Below are 17,586 nucleotides of genomic sequence, written 5' to 3' on the forward strand. Positions count from 1 at the left end.
CTTTAATATTAGAATTTAATTACAAAAGTTGATAGAATTAGGATGACAATCCCTATAATTAAGACTGTGATAGTACCAATGCGAGTTCCTTTCCACTCGTTGAGAAAAATACCCCATATATTGCTGAAAGCAATATTCATAGCCATCAAGATACTCCAACTGAAAGCTACCATCTCGGCAGGGAGTTTGCTCTCTCCCATCCCCATAAAGAAGAATTGCAAGTACCAAAGTGTTCCGCCAAGAGCAGCAAAAAAGAGATTGTTACACAGGGTAGTAGCAGACACTGAAAGATAGTCTTTACCTGTTTTGTTTTTTATATTTAGGAAAAGACAATACAGCATATTGGTAAGGAAGCCTCCAAAGGTAACAAACATTATTACAGGATTTTTGGCAAACAGCGGATTGCTACCCTGTGCAATAGCGAATTCTTGTATAGGGGTGCCTGCCGAAAGCCCAAAGTTGAAACAAGCACTCATCACCCCTGCTATTATTGCGATGAAGAGTCCTTTTTTAAGAGCAAACTCGGCAACAGCTTTACGGCGTTGTTCAGGAGTCATTTCTTTAGTTTTGAGATGCCCAGCATAGCCTATCACAGCAATACCTACCAAAGAAATTGCTACCCCTGTGAGCATCAATATACCCGACTTGCTCGCTAAGAGATTTTCACCTGCCATTATAGGGGGAATGAGTGTCCCTACCGCAGCACAAAGTCCTAAAGAGATTGATTGCCCTAAAGCGACCCCAAGGTAACGCATACTCAAAGCAAAGGTGAGTCCGCCGATACCCCAAAGCATTCCATAACCTACAGATTGGAGCAACACTTTTAAGGGGATAGTGGCAAAAATTTCACTAAAAAGACCTTGTGGAGTAGTGAGATAGGCAAAGAGTATAGGTACTACAAGCCACGAGAAAATGCCTTGTACAAGCCAATAGGATTCCCACGACCAATTTTTGATTTTCTTAATAGGCACATAAAAGCTGGCAGCGCAAATACTGCCTATTGCCATTAAAAAGATGCTGAGAGTTGTATTCATAAGGTTTCGGTTTTTATTGTATTACAAAAGTATTGTTCCCTGCTTTGAGCTCTTTTGTTGTGTTTTTCCATACAAAAGTACCTTTAAGCCTTTCGGGCAGGGTGATACTCGCGTTGAGTCTTCCTTTTTTATCCAGTTTATAGCTCACTTTGATAGTGCCATAAGGATGAGGCATACTTCCTGAAGCTTCTTTTAAAGTACCTAAGTGAGGCGCTATTTTCACTTCGGCAAAACCTTTGGCTGCTGTATCTATACCTAATAGCATACGGTAGAACTCTATATTAGGGCTAGCTCCCCAAGCGTGACAATCGGATCGGGTGGCTTTGATATTAGAATCTTCGCCCCAAGTGGTCATACCAAGTTTGAGGTAATCGCGCCATGCATCCAATTGTTGTAGGTATTCATCGGCTAAACCTACTTTGGCAAGTGCCTGATTTACATAGTAACGGAAATAGATAGAACCCCGTGTAATATTATTAAAGCTCATCATTCGCTTGAAAAGGTCTTGAGCGGCTTGTCCTTCTACAATACCGGTGAGAATCGCTAAAGTATTGGCGTGTTGAGAGTAGTTCTTTTTGGCAGGGGTATCGGCAAAAAGTTGCTGAGTGTTATCCCAATATTTATTGCGAATACTCTGAGCTAATTGAGAGGCTTTCTGTTGATACATTTGCTGTAATCCTTTGTTGCCAAGCACTTCTTCTAATTGGCTTGCCCATTGGTATGCCCATAGTAATTGAAGGTCTAACACAGCACTACCACCATCGGGATTGAGAGGAGGTTCGCCCATTTTCCAACCTTTGGCATTCTCAGGCCAATCTACAAACTTCCAATAAGGTGCATTTTTGAGGGTACCATCGGGTTGGGTATAACTTTCGTAAAAAGAAAGAATTTGGCGCATTGCAGGCAGGTGTTGTTTTACAAAATCACTATCGGGGCGATAGCGGTAATAGTCGTGCAACATTCCTATCCACATCAGAGAGAAAGTAGAGATGATGTTATCACCCGATGCTGGATAGCGCCCTTGAGTAACGCCTTCGGCAAGGCGGGAGTTACTGATAGCATCAATCGCTTGACGTGCAAGGCGGTCGTCGGTAGTATTGTAGTAAGTAATCATCGCTTGTATACGGGTATCGCCTATGTATTGCAATTGCTCATAGTAAGGGCAATCCATATAAGTTTCCATCGCACACATACGAGCGGTGCGCCAACCGATATTTAGTATTTGAGTGAGCTGTGGATCATCGGAAGAGAAAGTAGTTGCTCTTTGGAAAGGATAGCCCGTTGCGAGACTGTAGAGTTGCTCGATAGTAATTGGTTCGCTATCAGTTTGCACAGAGAGTTGTAAGTAGCGAAAAGTTTTCCAATATAAGGGGGTGAAAGTTTGTTGCTTTTTCCCATTGGCAATCAGGCTATCGATAACCCCGTGTAGCTTTTTGCCTTCTATTTCATCACGGTTGCCTTTATCGTAATTGTTATCGTAAAGAGCTTCGGCATATTTGAGCGCGATAGTCGCATTTTTGCCACCGCTATATTGCAATACGGGGTAGGCATTGGTATTGAAAGTTTGGTCTAAAAGTATAGTAGCTTTTGTGTTTGCAGGGACGGTAAAGTTGAGTTTGCCAACAGGCATTTTTTTAGGGAGAGTGAGCCCTTCAGTTTTTCTGACTTTGAGTCCGTATTGAGGAGTGCGTTCCATTTGAGGAATGGCAGAAGGGACGAGCATCCAGTCGTTAGCGCCCATCGTATTGACTCCTTTAGGTAGCCCTGCGCCTATGGTAGCAGCTTTTAGCCAATGAGCATCGTTGTAATCGGAGCTTTCGCTATTGAGCACAGCTTTGTTCATATCTACAAATTCACCATAAGGAGCCACAAAAAAGCCTATAGCTTTGGGGTTTACAAGGGCATAAGCAGTATCTTGTACACACAACCACGAATTGTTAGTATTCAGGACACTTTCGGCTTTGCCATCACCTTGCAGTATAAAAGCTGTCCGTGAGCTGATTTGCGCCAAAGGTTTGTGCTTGCCATCATTCCACACGGTAGCCATTACTATATTGTTTCCTTGCTGTAGGTAAGGGGCAATATCTACTGTTTCGTAATGCCAATGGTAGAGGTCACCACGAGCAGGACCTAAAGATACTAACTGACCGTTTACAAACAATTTATAACGGTTGTCGGCAGAGACGTGCACTACATAAGTAGCGGGTTTAGCCTCGAGCGAGAGCACTTTGCGAAAGTGATATACTCCATAGTCATTAGGCTCAGTATTGGGCACGTACACCCAGAAAGCGCGCCAGTTTTTGGTGAGTAACTCAGGGTTTACTGTTTGAGCCACTGCCGAAAGACTGAGAAAAGCAAAAAGAAGGAATAGGTTTTTCATAGCGTTAAATTTGTTATTCATCTAAAATAGAAGCCTCGTATACGTTGTGTTCATCGGGATTGTGAAGGGGAGTCCAAACTTGTGCAAAGAAAGGATTGCGTTTGGCTTCCTCGTCATAGTTCCAAGGCATAGGTAAACACTCAGGACACCAATGCCCGCCGAGCAAAACAAGCGTAGGGCTCGCCTGAAAGTGATGACCGCAGGCGCATTCCCATTCCAATTTTGTCTTGAGGTCTCCCTTTTGCATTTCGGTAGAGAGGCATTTACCTCCGCGGAAGGCTGCTGCTTGTTGCATATCGCTGAGGTCTAATTCGCTTTTAGGTTTGCTCTCGTCGTAGCCGTGGTCTAATTTTTGGGGTTCTTTAGACGCCTGCTCAAAAGTAAAGTGTTCCCAAGAGGGGATTTGTTCCCATTGTTCTTTAGAGCCAAAGAAAGCAGTGATACGGTTTTTGAGATGGTGTTTGAACCAATACAAAGTGCCAAAAGGCTTATTAGCAACAGGCTTGAAAACGAAATTTTTAATCAACCACGAGGGAACATATTTTGCTAATTTAGCAGCTTTAGGTGCGTGCTCTTTCATTTCGGCAACAAATTCTTCTAATGAACCAGAGCGAAAGTGTAGGTATTTTTCGAGTTCATCGGAATCGAGATACCACTGTCCGTGGAAATTGCGGGTAGCAAACCAATTAGGTTCCCATATCTTGCGAAAGTCCTTTACGCCTACTAAACTACAAGTCATTTGCATATATTCCCAATTCATAGAGCGGTATTTTTCACCTCCTCCAATGTTGTAGATACGACACCAAAAATCCTCAGGCACACTGTCTTCACAAACATTAGCGAGCATTCTACCTGAGTCGCGCGCAGTTACCCACTCAAATACGCCATTCAAAGGTTCGTGAAATAATATAGGGTCACCTGTATTTTTCATCATATCAAAATAAAGCACCCCTGTTTGGCGAAGCGACACCCAATATTTGAGTCCAGATTCAATCACCTCGCGTTCGGCGATGGTTTTAGTAAGAGCATAGTTGTCGTAAATACTTATTTTGATAGGGTCGCCTGTGCGCCCCCAATGGATAGGAGGATTGCGGTCGCCTGTTTGAGCTACAGTGCCTATATAAACGAGTTTTATGGCATCTTTATTAGACTGATTTTGAATTGCTTTCACAATATTTTTTGCCGCCCCAATATTCACTTTGGTGGTAAGGGCTGGGTGATAATCAGCCATAGGAGATACCATTCCTCCCACGTGCAACACATAGTCGGCACCTGTAACGCATTGGAGCACATCATCGTAATTAGTAAGGTCGCCATAGACAACAGTCACATTGGGGTTTTGCTCCCATTCTTGCACTAAAGGTTTGTTCTTTTCGTGAGGGAGTACTAATATTTTTATTTGAAAACGGTCGCTACGGCTGAGGAGTTCTTTCATTGCTTCTCTGCCCATATTGCCTGTAGCACCTGTGAGAAATACGGTTTTCATATTAGATTCTATTTTTTAGTAAGTTGTAAAGGTTGCACACAAAGCTAACCATTCGTAAAATCTATTGATCCAAGTGTTTGTAGGAAATAGAGCCTCATCTACCCCAAAACCGTGTCCTCCACGAGCATAGAGGTGCACTTCTACCAAACTACCACTATCTCGCCAACGGTTATAGAGTGAGCTCATCTTTTTGTCATTACCTAAAGCATCATTGGCAGCAGCAGCCATAAACAGATGAGGAGCGTTAGCAGGCACAGAAAGATGTTCAAACTCTTTAGTGTGAGGGTATATAGCGGCTACAAAATCAGGTTTTGTTTTCTCGGTATAGTTGAAAGCAGTACCCAAGGCTACACCACCTCCTGCTGAAAAACCCATAATTCCAATCTTATGAGGGTCAATTTTGTATTTCTGAGCATTTTCTCTTACATAAGCTAAGGCTCTCTTCCCGTCGGAAATAGCTAAAGGAATAATAGATTTTATCTGTGCTTCATATCGTGTTGTATCACTCATATTGAGAGCTGTTTCTCTAAAAGGATTTTTAGTAGACAAGTGTGCTAAACGATAGGAAAGTAAAAATACAGTAAAACCTTTGCTTTGCAATTCTTTTGCGACTTCTTCACCTTCTTTGGTTATTGAAAGCATCAAGAAACCACCTCCAGGACACACCACTACACCATAACCATTGGTTTTTTCAGGTCTAAAAACTCTTAACTTAGGAGAGGTCACATTGTAAAGAATAGTTCCATTCTGTCGTGACACAAAAACACTTTCCTCCCAATTCCAATTTTCTGACCCTATGGCTTTTTCTTTATATAATTGTATAATTTCTGAAGATGTTTGAGAAAACATTACTTGTGAGAAGACAAACAGCCATAATATGAACAGATTCTTTTTCATAACACATTATCTCTTTAGTTCATCGAACGCTTTGTTAGGTTTAAGCACATCAGCTACTTTTTGTACTACAATTTCTTTAGGTACGGTGAATGTTGCTGTTTGCAAAATATTTTCAGCTGAATTGCCTACTTTCACGGTGTAAGTACCTGCCTCTACTACCCAAGCCGAGCGCGCGGCATCAAAAGAAGCAAGGCTTTCGGGGGTGAGGGTAAAACTGAGTGTTTGTGATTGCTTAGAGTTGAGCAACTCAGTTTTTGCAAAAGCTTTGAGTTCTAAGGCTGGTTTATCCATAGACTTAGCTGGGGCTGAAAGGTATACTTGCACTACTTCCTTACCTGCTACTTCACCTACATTGGTTACTTCTACACTTAGATTGAGTTTTTTGTTGAATTTAGCAGGTGATTTTAGCTTTTTCATTTCAAACTGAGTATAAGAGAGTCCGTAACCAAATGGATAAGCTACAGGTTTGCCAAAAGAACTAAAATAGCGATACCCCACGTAAATACCTTCGTTATAAACACTTTCAGTAGGGGTGCGTTTTGGCAGTCCAGGGAAAGCAGTAGCCGAAGGGATATCACTATAAGAAAGTGCCATTGTTTGGGGTAGTTTACCTGAAGGATTGGTTTTGCCAGCGATGATATTAGCAAAAGCATACCCCGCTTCTTGACCAGGCAACCAAGTAATGAGCAGCGCATCAGCGAGGTCTTGCCACTTAGTAACCTCTACTACAGCATCGATATTAAGGGCAATAATGAGCTTTTTACCTTGAGCGTGGAAAGCGCTAGCAGTAGCTTTAACAAGAGCGAGTTCTTTGTCGTTGAGCACATAATCAGTTTCGAGACTGCGATCGGAGCCCTCACCGGCACTTCGTCCAATAGTGATGATAGCTGCCTCACAATTGCGTGACATCTGTTGAAGTTGTTCTTCGCTTATAGGAAACTCTTCTACAGGTTTGATAACATCTAAGATACTCATGCGTTTAGGGCGTTTTTCCTTTTCTTCGGTGATGTAACTGAGGTAAGCTTTTTTGAGGTTTTCGTCTAACGAAAAACCTGCTTTTTTAAGTCCGTCGTAAAAAGAAATAGTATAGGCTGATTGTACTTCACCACTACCTGTTCCTCCTACAAAAGTATCATAAGAAGCGTTACCTAAGAGAGCTATTTTGCCGGCTGATAAGGGAAGAGCAGCATTGTTTTTCAAAAGAATCATCCCTTCTTCAGCTACTTGTTGAGCTATGGCTCTGTTAGTAGTAAAATCGGGTTTTTGGCTGTACGGATATTGCTTGAAAGTAGGTGTTTTGACTACTAATTCTAATATGCGTTGTACATTGCGATTAAGTTCAGCTTCTTGCAGGCTACCGTTTTCAATAGCTTCTTTTATTTTTTTTGTTTCTTGCTTGCGCCCTGGCATTAGCAGGTCGTTACCTGCTTTCACTTGGTCAGCGTATTTGCGTCCCGCGAGCCAATCGGTAGTAACCATTCCTTTGTATTGCCAATCATTGCGAAGAATCGCAGTGAGCAGGTCGGAATTTTCGGAGGTATAAGTACCATTGATTTTATTATAGGAGCTCATTATCGTCCAAGGATTGGACTTTTTGATAGCGATTTCAAAACCGCGCAAATAGAGTTCACGCAAAGCACGCTGGCTTACCAAAGCACTCACACCATTGCGATTAGACTCCTGATTATTAGCTACAAAGTGTTTTACTGAGGCACCCACTCCTTGGCTTTGAATGCCGTTTACCATAGCGGCAGCCATTTCACCTGTGAGTACAGGATCTTCGGCGTAATACTCGTAGTTACGACCGCATAGAGGATTGCGAATAAGATTCATACCAGGAGCAAGGAGTACATCTACACCCATTTCTTTTACCTCGTTGCCCATCGCTTTGCCTACTGAATGTGAAAGAGTAGGATTCCAAGTACTCGCTATCAAACTGCCTATAGGAAAGGCAGTAGTATAAGTTTTTTCACCGTTGATAACCGTAGGTTCTATACGCAATCCTGCAGGACCGTCTGCCATTATTATAGAGGGAATACCCAAACGAGGCATAGCAACTGTAGCACCTGCTGCTCCAGGCACTTTACCTCCAATACTACCCGCAACGGGACCATCGCTACTTTGCGAAACACTCATACCAATACCGCTCACGAATTGTATTTTTTCATCGAGAGTCATTGCTTTTACCACTTCTTTGACATTGTTCTTGTTGAGTTGAGGGGGTTGTTGCGAAAAGCTTAGCGAAAAAGCTAAGATTGCTGTAAGGGTTGTTATCTTGTTCATAGCTGTTATATTTTAAAATTATTGTTCCATTATTTGTACGGGGCCTATAAGTCCAGCACTCATAGTATCACTGCCTTTGAGCTTTTTGAATACTTTTTCTCCTTTTTCGGCTTGACCTACAAAATCGTTGTAAGCGGCATTAGTGATAGTAATTTCAAGAGTGTTGTTACCTTGCTGGAGATAAGGGGTAATATCGGTTACAAAAGGCATAAACACTTCCGAGCTCACTTTTTTGCCATTCACTACTACATCGGCAGCATAATACACTTTGCCTAAGCTGAGATAATAGCGTTTGGAAGGGCTGAGTGAGTTGATTACAAACTCAGTAGTATAAACAGCAGGAGCGCTGTTGTACTTCAGCTGTGGATGTGTTTTCCAATCGAAAAGAGTGGTGTTTTCCACTTTTATAGTCCCTGCTTGTATATGCCACTTTTCAGGAGTAGCTACAGCTTTAGCAACCGATGGATTGTAAAGCACTTTTGAGGTGAGTGGCATCTCGGTCATCTGCTTGGAGACCATAAAGAAAATACTGCTATAAGGCGGCAACTGATAGCGATAAGCACCTTTTTCGAGATTGGCAACGCGGATACTGCCATCGGTAGCATCGAGCCAATAAGCGTATTCCAACCCCTTTTCGGTTTGAATAGGCACTTCTTGCCAACTGTCGCTTTCGTTCCAGATGAATTGTGCATAACTACCTTCTGAGAGCTTACGGCGCTGCTGACGCAAGGTGGGGTTAGGCTGCATATAGGTAATAGGCAATTGGATAGAAGGATACCAATTATTTAGCATTTCTGCTTGCTCTTTGATATGATGGCTACCAATAGTTTTAGCGAGTGCCTGCATTGCTTTTTGGGTTTTTATATCGTTTTTCTGATAATTGAAATAGTTAGGTTGCTGGGTAGGTACATCGCCTATCAACAATATATTTGCACCTTTTTTAGCTAACTTTTGTAAGTTTTCAGCACTCTTGAGTTGGATATAAGGCAACTGAAACAATATGAGCGATTGGTATTCATTGCCTCGTATGCTGAGGCGTTTGTTGTGTAACAAGGATAGTTCTTGTAAAGAAGCATCGTTGATCCAATCCCAAGTGATGCCAAGCTGGTTGAGTTCATCAATAAGGGGCATTATCTGTTTTAACCATTCAGTATCGATAGCACGATTGTAGGCTACATTTTTGTTTTCGGCGGGGAGTGAAGGCTCGGTGTCTTTCAACTCACCTGCTATCATTACCTCGCGCGGATTGGCAACTTCTTCGCTATAGTTTAAGAAAGGATAGTATATCAGCACATCGGCGTGAGGTTTGCCAGAACGCAATACGTATTGAGCGCGCTGTGCGTATTGGTTGATTTGGCTAATATATTTCCAGAAAGGATTGTTTTCATTGATATTCGATGAAAAATCAATGCCTAAAGCTGAATTGTAGAATGGATACCACCCTTCTTTGGGGTAGCCCTCAGGGAAATATCGATAGGGAGTACCGTGATAGATAATTTGGTTTACCCCACTACTGAAGAGCTTATCGAAAGTGAGCTTGAGTTTGTGAGGGGTGGTCATATAAGCGCGTTTAAAATAAACGGCTGTTTCACAACTAATGATAGGGCGATTGTACAGGTGTGCTCCTGAAGTAATGAGTTTGTAACCATTTTCAGAACCTTTGGAGAAAAGCATCGTTTCTACTTCGGGGATAGAAGCCGCACCTGCCGCTGCCATTATATCCATATTAAATCCGTAAGTTTGAGTGCGGTGCAAGAGGTTGCGAGCATTTGCCCAATGTTTAGAGCTATTTAAAAAGTGCTTTTGCAATAAGTCGCTAAGGGTAAGATCGTAGTCGTAGCGCAAGCGCCAATCGTCGGCTCCTAAACTAAAATAGGGAGCATTAGCTGGGTGTGCCATACGTTCGTACATATTGTTATAACCACGCCACATATTAGCAGGCAGGTAAGGGGTAGGGTCGTAACCGCGTTGTTGTTTGAAAAAGCGGATAAAATCATCAGAGAAATGTCTGTTGGCTTTGAACTCGTAACTATCGTTGAAAATCGCACGTACGGGTTTGCCAAAATAAGGAGCTAAGCCTGTGCGTTCACCAAAGAGATAGTCGTAATTTTTCTTTCGATATCAAACATATCGTTCATACTACCTTCTACATTTTTGTCACCCTTTTTCTCTATATAAAGAGGAACGTTGTAACCATTGCCAATGAAATTGGCATAGAAGGTATTGCCCTCAATCTCAGCCTTAGTGAGTTTGTTAGCATTGGCATCGTCACCACCGATAGTGCCACCAAGAGTACCATCGCTATTTTTGGTGATATTGAGAACCATCTCGCTGTCGCCGTTAGGAAGTCCATAGACCATCAGTTTCCATTTGCCTACAAAGAATTTTTCGGCTTCAGATTGTGCTTGTGCAGCTGCAAATCCTGCAAAAAAGAGGACTGCTACGATTAAAAGTTTTTGAATGTTTTTCATAATGATAAAATATTAAAAATGTTACTGTTTTAGAATTTGAAATTAAGAGTGAGTTCGTAAGTACGCGGGCGAATAGCGCCTGCTACGATTTTGCGACCTTTGTAATTAGTATCGTCGAGAATTTGATTAGCCCCTACGAGAGCGCCTTTGATACCTGTTTCGTTCAAAATGTTTACTACTTGGAATTTGAGGTCGATGTTGCGGTTCAGTTTGTAATCCACCCCTCCAAAGCTTTCCCACCATCCGTTGTACGAAATCGCATTGGTAGGGTTACCGTACTGCTTACCAAAGTAACGGAAACTGAGCCACAAGCGGAGGTCGCCTTTGAGCATAAAATAGCTGGGGTCTATTTCTATAAGAGTTTTTGAAAGCTCAGGAATGATTTTATCGTTATAGCTATAGCTTACCCCGTAGGCACTGTACTCATAGTCTTTATACTCTGGTTTTTGGAGTGTGAGCAGAAAGTGCAAGTTGAAATTCTTAAACGGCTTAGAAACGATATCGGTAGTCCAACCAAGGGTAGCAATATCGTAAAACAAAGGGTAGAAAGTTTTTTGTTCGCGGGGATTAGCTGGATTTACAATCGACTCAGAAGCGATATTATTCTTTTTATAGATACGAGTTACTTTAGATACCAAACTAATGAGCTCTCCGTGATTCCAATACACACCCCCACCGTAGTTCAGTACGCTTTGGGTAGTAGTATGAGGAGTTGCAAATATATCCTTGCCATTAGCATCTTTCTCGTTATTAGCATTATCCCAATAGCGACCTGCCCAGTCGTTGTAAGTAATATCACCCAAGAAACCAAACTCGTTAGACACTTTGGCTACGAAGTTAAAATAGCCTACTTTATTCCAGTCAGCAAATTTTTGATCTATAAGAGCTCGGTTTTGAACGTATTGATTGGTGTAAGGATTGCGGACTCCACGGTCGTAATATCTTTCAATACGAGCACCGAAACCAATGTCAAAACGATCGTTCAGTTTGATATCATCAGAAGCGTAGAAAGCTACTTTATGGTCTTTGGTAAGTCTATAGCCTCCGTAAGAGATGCCTAAAATACCATATTGAGGGGTAATATTAACGGGACCTCCCCCCATATCTACATAAGCATCTAAGCGTTTAGGATTCGCTTCTACCGTTTGATAGAACATACCGTTGTGTTGTATTTCAGGAGCGCGGTAATATTGATAAGTAGTGCCTAATCTAAGGCTGTGTTTGTCAAATTTTTTAGTAGCCTCTAAACGAGTAATCCAAGTGTTGATTTCTACCTGAGGGTAGTATTGCACTGAGTTTAGTTGTACAGCACCTTTGTACTCTTTGTTAGTACCCACGTATTTGAAAGTCATACCTGTTTGTTGGTCGGGGTCAGTAATAAACATACTTAAAGGATATAGAATGGTAAAGGCAGCTTTGGAGTTCATATACATATTGGCGTAGTTGAGTTTCCAACCATTATTAAAGCGGTGTTCACCAGTGAGGTAGATAGCATTGGTGATATTTTTAGAGGCTTCATCTGAATTGAGGTTGCCAAGTTTGGTTTCACCTGTATTATAGTCTTGATAAGGGAAAAGTCCATCATTAGGCATATACACATCTCTACCTAAATCAAAACCATCTATCGCTTTAGTTTTACCATTGCCTTCATACACAAAAGGGCTATAAGCACCCAGCATAGGCACATCAGTTGCGTGTTTGTAGTAAGCGCGCACAAAACCTTTGCTGTACTTTTTAGAGACTCCTATTTTAAACATTTCAAAACGGTCTTGGAAAGGAGTGAATTGGTAATTACCACCACTACCACGTTCAAAAGTTTCGTTGAAGCCTGCCATAAAGCCCCAACCTTTTTTGCCGATAGGTGCTGTTACCGAAGCGTCGAGATGGCTACTGCCATAATTGGTAAAATAAGTAGAAGCATAACCTTGCAACTTGCGACCAGGTTCTCTGTCCCAAGAGGTAACGATATAACCCACTTTGCCATAAGTAAGAGCACCATCTTGGAACGACATCATCCCGATGCGCCCTACGGTGCTATCATAGCGCCACGCGGTGGTAGGTATTTGTGTCCAAAAGGTGTATACTACAGGAATGTCGTTCTCAAGGATAAGAATATCACCGTTAAAAGGCAAGCCAATGTTCAACTGACGAGGAGTGGTAGCACTACTGGCGTTGAGCATCACGTTGCGGTTTTCGGTATCGCGTTCTTTCACATCTTTACCTAAAACATCTTTTTTAGGTGCAACAGGAGAAGTAGAAGGTAAAGAATCTACTTTAGGCGCGGGAGGCACGGTATCCATAGTAACTATAGGTACTATAGTATCCGTTGGCTGAGTGACGGGCTCTTGCGCAAATGCTGAGGAAACAGCCAAAAGGCAAAGCGAAGTAAAGTTTGTTATGAGCGTTTTCATATCGGTAATGTATTAATTCGTTATGAGATTTTTCGTGTGATAAATAAAATAACTTTTTGTTTGTTTATATTTATTATTGTTTAATTTCGATGCAAAGGTATAAAAGAATTTATTACGTACAATATACGCAATGTATTTATTTGTTAAATCTATAACATGTGTAACTTAATAAATTACATATCAATTATTTACAATGAAATTATTTTACGTAAAAAATACGTAATATATAGTTTCTTTTTATTTTTTTTATAGAATTATAATGTGTTAAAATTAATTTTTCAACAGAAACAAATAAAAACTTATCTGAATAACACAGCGCTTATTGGCTAATCTACAAATTAGCAAATTAGCAAATTATTTATACCTTTGCAACCTAAAAAAATAAACAATGGATAGAAAAGAACGCATTATCTTAGATGATATCCTCAACGGCGATAAGATTTTTTATAGAAATATAAGCGTAGACAACGTAATATTTGGTTACCACGAAAGAGAATTAAAAGTACTCCTTTTTAAAAACACCTCTCAAGAAAAATGGTTATTACCTGGGGGATATGTAAAAAAAGATGAAACTTTAGAGAAAGCAGCTCATAGGGTAGTGCGCTACCGTACAAACTTAAAAAAACTTCATTTACATCAATTTTTTGCCTTTAGCAACCCCGAAAGAAATAAAAATACTCACTTTACTCCAGAACTCTTAACAACTATTACCGGACAAAAGGTAACTACTGACCATTGGTTGTTAGATAATTTTATATCCGTAGCTTTCTTTACTTTAGTAGATTACTACGAAGTAAAACCTACAGGTAGTTTCTATGCCGAAGAATGCCAATGGTGGGACATTACCAACCTCCCTGAAATGGCTTTTGACCACCGAGAAATTATAGACCAAGCGCTGTTGAGCTTGCGTTTCTTTTCACACGTTAGCCCCATAGGAAAGGAGATGCTTCCTGAAAAGTTTACCATTCCAGAGCTACAATCACTGTACGAAACAATTTTAGGGAAGAAGTTAGACAACCGGAATTTTGTAAAGAAAATGACTAATATAGGACTGATAGAAAAATTGGACGAGAAGAGAAATATAGGCAAACACCGTTCGCCTTTTTTGTATCGCTTTAACCAAACGCAATACGACGCTTTAGCAAAAGGTGATGAGTTTATAGTATTCTAATTTTTTTTCCTCATTCATACCTCGTAATTCATAATTATTTTGTAATTTTGCATTTTCAAACTCAACAATACTAAAAATCAACGATAAAAATGATTAAAATTACACTACCCGACGGTTCAGTAAAAGAATACCAAAGTGGTATCACCCCTGCTCAAGTAGCACAAAGCATCAGCGAGGGGTTGGCGCGTAACGTACTCTCTGCCTCTTTCAACGGCAAGACTGTAGAAAGCGTTACCCCACTGACGACGGACGGTAGTCTCACCCTATACACTTGGGATAGTCCCGAAGGTAAGAAAGCTTTCTGGCACTCATCTGCCCACATCTTGGCACAAGCGCTCGAAGAACTTTACCCCGGTATCAAACTCACCATAGGTCCCGCAATCGCCAATGGTTTCTACTACGATGTTGATTTCAACGGCAAACCGATTTCCGAAAAAGATTTCCCTGCTATCGAAGCTAAATTCTTGGAAATCGCTCGTGGCAAACACGAATTTAAGATGCGCCCTGTGAGCAAAGCCGAAGCCTTGTCGTACTATGCAGGCAAAAATGAGTACAAAACCGAACTCATCGAAGCGCTCGAAGATGGTACGATCACCTTCTGCGACCATAGTACCTTCACCGACCTTTGTCGTGGGGGGCATATCCCTAACACAGGCTTTGTGAAAGCCGTAAAAGTACTCAGCGCTGCTGGGGCTTATTGGCGTGGTGATGAGCACAACCCTCAGCTCACTCGTGTATATGGTATCTCATTCCCTAAACAAAAAGAACTCACCGAATACCTCGAACTGCTTGAAGAAGCTAAGAAACGCGACCACCGCAAGCTCGGTAAAGAACTTGAACTCTTTACCTTCTCTAACAAGGTAGGTCAAGGCTTACCGCTCTGGTTACCCAAAGGAGCTGCCTTGCGCGAACGCCTCGAAGCCTTCTTGCGCAAAGCTCAAAAACAAGCAGGTTACGAGCAAGTAGTAACCCCACATATCGGTCATAAGAATTTGTATGTAACCTCAGGTCACTGGGATAAATACGGAAAAGACAGTTTCCAACCCATTGCCACCCCTAACGAAGGTGAGGAGTATTTACTAAAACCGATGAACTGTCCGCATCACTGCGAGATATACAATTCACACCCTTGGAGTTATAAGGATTTGCCAAAGCGTTTCGCCGAGTTTGGTACAGTATACCGCTACGAGCAAAGTGGCGAGTTACACGGCTTAACCCGTGTGCGTTGCTTTACCCAAGACGATGCACACATCTTCTGTACTCCTGAACAGTTAGACGACGAGTTCAAACACGTAATTGATTTGGTGCTCTATGTATTTGGTTCTCTTGGATTCGACAATTTTACCGCACAAGTATCGTTGCGCGACCCCGAAAACCCTACCAAGTACATCGGTAGTGATGAGAATTGGGCAAAAGCCGAAAATGCCATCATCAACGCTGCGAAAGAAAAAGGCTTGAGCTATGTAATCGAAACAGGCGAAGCTGCTTTCTATGGCCCTAAACTCGACTTTATGGTGAAAGATGCCTTAGGCAGAAGCTGGCAACTCGGTACCATTCAGGTAGATTACAACCTCCCTGAGCGTTTCGACCTTTGGTATAAAGGCGCTGATAACGAGATGCACCGCCCTGTAATGATTCACCGTGCGCCTTTCGGAAGTATGGAGCGTTTCGTAGCCATTTTATTGGAACACACCGCCGGAAACTTCCCATTATGGCTCAACCCAAATCAAGCTATTGTGCTATCATTGAGTGAAAAATATGAAAATTATGCTCAAAAAGTTTTGAGTTTGTTAGAAAATTCCGATATTCGCACCCTGATAGACAATCGTGCTGAAACTATGGGCAAAAAAATACGCGAAGCTGAGACCCAAAAAATCCCGTATATGCTCATTGTCGGCGAGAATGAAGAGAAAGAAGGCACCGTATCAGTGCGCAAACGCGGTGGTGAAGATTTAGGCAGTATGAGCGTAGAAGCCTTTGCCAAACTCATCAACGACGAAGTAGCTAAGTCAATTAAACAATTTGCTAATTAGCAAATTAGAATAGTGAAAGTAATTTTAAATTTTAATAGCCATCATAAAAAAAAGTAACACACCGGGCAGAGATGACAAACAACCTCATCGTATCAATCGCGACATCCGCGTTCCTGAGGTGCGTTTGGTAGGGGAAAACGTCGAAGGAGGCGTATACCCCACTCGCAAAGCATTAGAAATTGCTAATGAATTAGAACTCGATTTGGTGGAAATTTCACCAAACGCCACGCCTCCTGTTTGTAAGGTAATCGATTATAAGAAATTCCTTTACGAACAAAAGAAGCGTGATAAAGAGCTAAAAGCGAAAGCTACTAAGGTAGTGATCAAAGAAATTCGCTTCGGCCCTCAAACCGACGACCACGACTATGAGTTTAAAAAGAAACACGGCGAAAAGTTCCTCAAAGAAGGTTCTAAAGTAAAAGCCTACGTATTCTTCAAAGGTCGTTCTATTATCTATAAAGACCAAGGGGAAATCCTCCTTTTGCGCCTCGCTACCGACCTCGAAGACTATGGCAAAGTAGAACAAATGCCTAAACTCGAAGGAAAACGTATGACGATGTTCCTCGCACCTTTACCCAAGAAAAAATAATCCCCTCCCTAACCCTCCCCCCAAGGGGAGGATAAAAGTGAGGACAAAAATAAACTCCCATAACTCCCCTCCTTGGGAGGGGCAGGGGGAGGACGGAATTATATCAATAAAAATCTAAGCAAATGCCAAAAATTAAAACTAAATCTGGAGCTAAAAAGCGCTTCAAGCTCACCGGCTCTGGTAAAATCAAGAGAAAACACGCGTTCAAAAGCCACATCTTAACTAAGAAAGCTAAAAAACGCAAGTTAGCACTCACCCACGCTACACTCGTTCACTCTAACGACGAAGCAAGCGTGAAGAAACAATTAGGCTTAAAATAATTGTTTAAATAGTAGGAAATTAATAACCGTGGAGTAGGTACCCCTAAGAGTTTGTTTTAAGCACAAACCACCTGCTACAAAAATTAAAAAAAAGGAATTTATGCCAAGATCAGTAAATGCTGTAGCTCGTAGAGCTCGTAGAAAAAAAATAATGAAGCAAGCCAAAGGTTTCTTTGGCCGCAGAAAAAACGTTTGGACGGTAGCCAAAAACGCTGTTGAGAAAGCAATGCAGTACGCTTACCGCGACCGCCGTAACAAGAAGAGAACCTTCCGCGCTTTGTGGATTGTGCGTATCAATGCAGGGGCTCGCTTGCACGGATTGTCTTACTCTCAATTTATGGGTAAACTTAAAGCAGCTGATATCCAGCTCAACCGTAAAGTTCTTGCCGATTTGGCAATGAACCACCCCGAAGCGTTCAAAGCTATTGTAGAAAAAGTAAAATAAACGTTTAACTAACGATATAATTCCGTATAAAAATAGGCTGCCTCATAAAAAGACAGCCTATTTTTT

At 41.6% G+C, this 17,586-nt stretch carries 13 protein-coding genes and 1 pseudogene; 5 read left to right on the forward strand and 9 right to left on the reverse strand.

Annotation, left to right across the window (positions count from 1 at the left end; all coding sequences use genetic code 11):
• Positions 1-8 precede the first annotated feature (8 nt).
• The 9 genes and pseudogenes from rhaT to I7X29_RS04425 form a co-directional block, all read right to left on the reverse strand.
• Entirely contained in the window at positions 9-1,034 is a 1,026-nt protein-coding gene (gene rhaT, locus I7X29_RS04390) for an L-rhamnose/proton symporter RhaT (protein ID WP_198472988.1), read from the reverse strand.
• 13 nt (positions 1,035-1,047) lie between these two features.
• Positions 1,048-3,414 carry a family 78 glycoside hydrolase catalytic domain gene (locus tag I7X29_RS04395; protein WP_198472989.1) on the reverse strand — a complete coding sequence of 789 codons (2,367 nt, stop codon included), beginning with the start codon at positions 3,412-3,414 and terminating at the stop codon, positions 1,048-1,050.
• A 13-nt stretch (positions 3,415-3,427) separates the two neighbouring features.
• The gene (locus I7X29_RS04400; protein WP_198472990.1) at positions 3,428-4,900 is read right to left on the reverse strand and encodes an NAD-dependent epimerase/dehydratase family protein; all 1,473 of its coding nucleotides are present in this window, start codon (positions 4,898-4,900) and stop codon (positions 3,428-3,430) included.
• Between the two features lie 15 nt (positions 4,901-4,915).
• Positions 4,916-5,797: an alpha/beta hydrolase gene (locus tag I7X29_RS04405; RefSeq protein ID WP_198472991.1), complete on the reverse strand. Its 882-nt coding sequence runs from the start codon at positions 5,795-5,797 to the stop codon at positions 4,916-4,918.
• A gap of 6 nt (positions 5,798-5,803) precedes the next feature.
• The gene (locus tag I7X29_RS04410) at positions 5,804-8,080 is read right to left on the reverse strand and encodes a beta-glucosidase (protein ID WP_198472992.1); all 2,277 of its coding nucleotides are present in this window, start codon (positions 8,078-8,080) and stop codon (positions 5,804-5,806) included.
• A gap of 18 nt (positions 8,081-8,098) precedes the next feature.
• Positions 8,099-9,313, reverse strand: coding sequence for a glycosylhydrolase-like jelly roll fold domain-containing protein (locus tag I7X29_RS15650; RefSeq protein WP_317191525.1), 1,215 nt, complete (start codon positions 9,311-9,313; stop codon positions 8,099-8,101).
• 57 nt (positions 9,314-9,370) lie between these two features.
• Positions 9,371-10,129 (reverse strand): annotated as a pseudogene (locus I7X29_RS15320) (glycosyl hydrolase); the annotation flags it as partial.
• A 23-nt stretch (positions 10,130-10,152) separates the two neighbouring features.
• Positions 10,153-10,551 carry a hypothetical protein gene (locus I7X29_RS04420; protein ID WP_198472994.1) on the reverse strand — a complete coding sequence of 133 codons (399 nt, stop codon included), beginning with the start codon at positions 10,549-10,551 and terminating at the stop codon, positions 10,153-10,155.
• Positions 10,552-10,580: 29 nt separating this feature from the next.
• Positions 10,581-12,962, reverse strand: coding sequence for a porin family protein (locus tag I7X29_RS04425; protein WP_198472995.1), 2,382 nt, complete (start codon positions 12,960-12,962; stop codon positions 10,581-10,583).
• A 388-nt stretch (positions 12,963-13,350) separates the two neighbouring features.
• Between I7X29_RS04425 and I7X29_RS04430 the strand changes: the two genes are divergently transcribed.
• From I7X29_RS04430 to rplT, 5 genes are all read left to right on the forward strand, one after another.
• Complete coding sequence (locus tag I7X29_RS04430) at positions 13,351-14,133, forward strand: NUDIX hydrolase (RefSeq protein ID WP_198472996.1); 783 nt, start codon at positions 13,351-13,353, stop codon at positions 14,131-14,133.
• Positions 14,134-14,222: 89 nt separating this feature from the next.
• Positions 14,223-16,166, forward strand: a complete 1,944-nt coding sequence (thrS, locus tag I7X29_RS04435) for a threonine--tRNA ligase (RefSeq protein ID WP_198472997.1) — start codon at positions 14,223-14,225, stop codon at positions 16,164-16,166.
• A gap of 91 nt (positions 16,167-16,257) precedes the next feature.
• A complete protein-coding gene (gene infC / locus I7X29_RS04440) occupies positions 16,258-16,755 on the forward strand; it encodes a translation initiation factor IF-3 (RefSeq protein ID WP_040361428.1) in 498 nt (165 codons plus the stop codon).
• Positions 16,756-16,877: 122 nt separating this feature from the next.
• Complete coding sequence (rpmI, locus tag I7X29_RS04445) at positions 16,878-17,075, forward strand: 50S ribosomal protein L35 (protein ID WP_002674635.1); 198 nt, start codon at positions 16,878-16,880, stop codon at positions 17,073-17,075.
• A 100-nt stretch (positions 17,076-17,175) separates the two neighbouring features.
• Positions 17,176-17,520 carry a 50S ribosomal protein L20 gene (gene rplT / locus I7X29_RS04450; RefSeq protein WP_002674637.1) on the forward strand — a complete coding sequence of 115 codons (345 nt, stop codon included), beginning with the start codon at positions 17,176-17,178 and terminating at the stop codon, positions 17,518-17,520.
• Positions 17,521-17,586 lie beyond the last annotated feature (66 nt).

The organism is Capnocytophaga periodontitidis (genome assembly GCF_016126015.1).
In the GTDB taxonomy this organism is placed as follows: Bacteria; Bacteroidota; Bacteroidia; order Flavobacteriales; family Flavobacteriaceae; genus Capnocytophaga; species Capnocytophaga periodontitidis.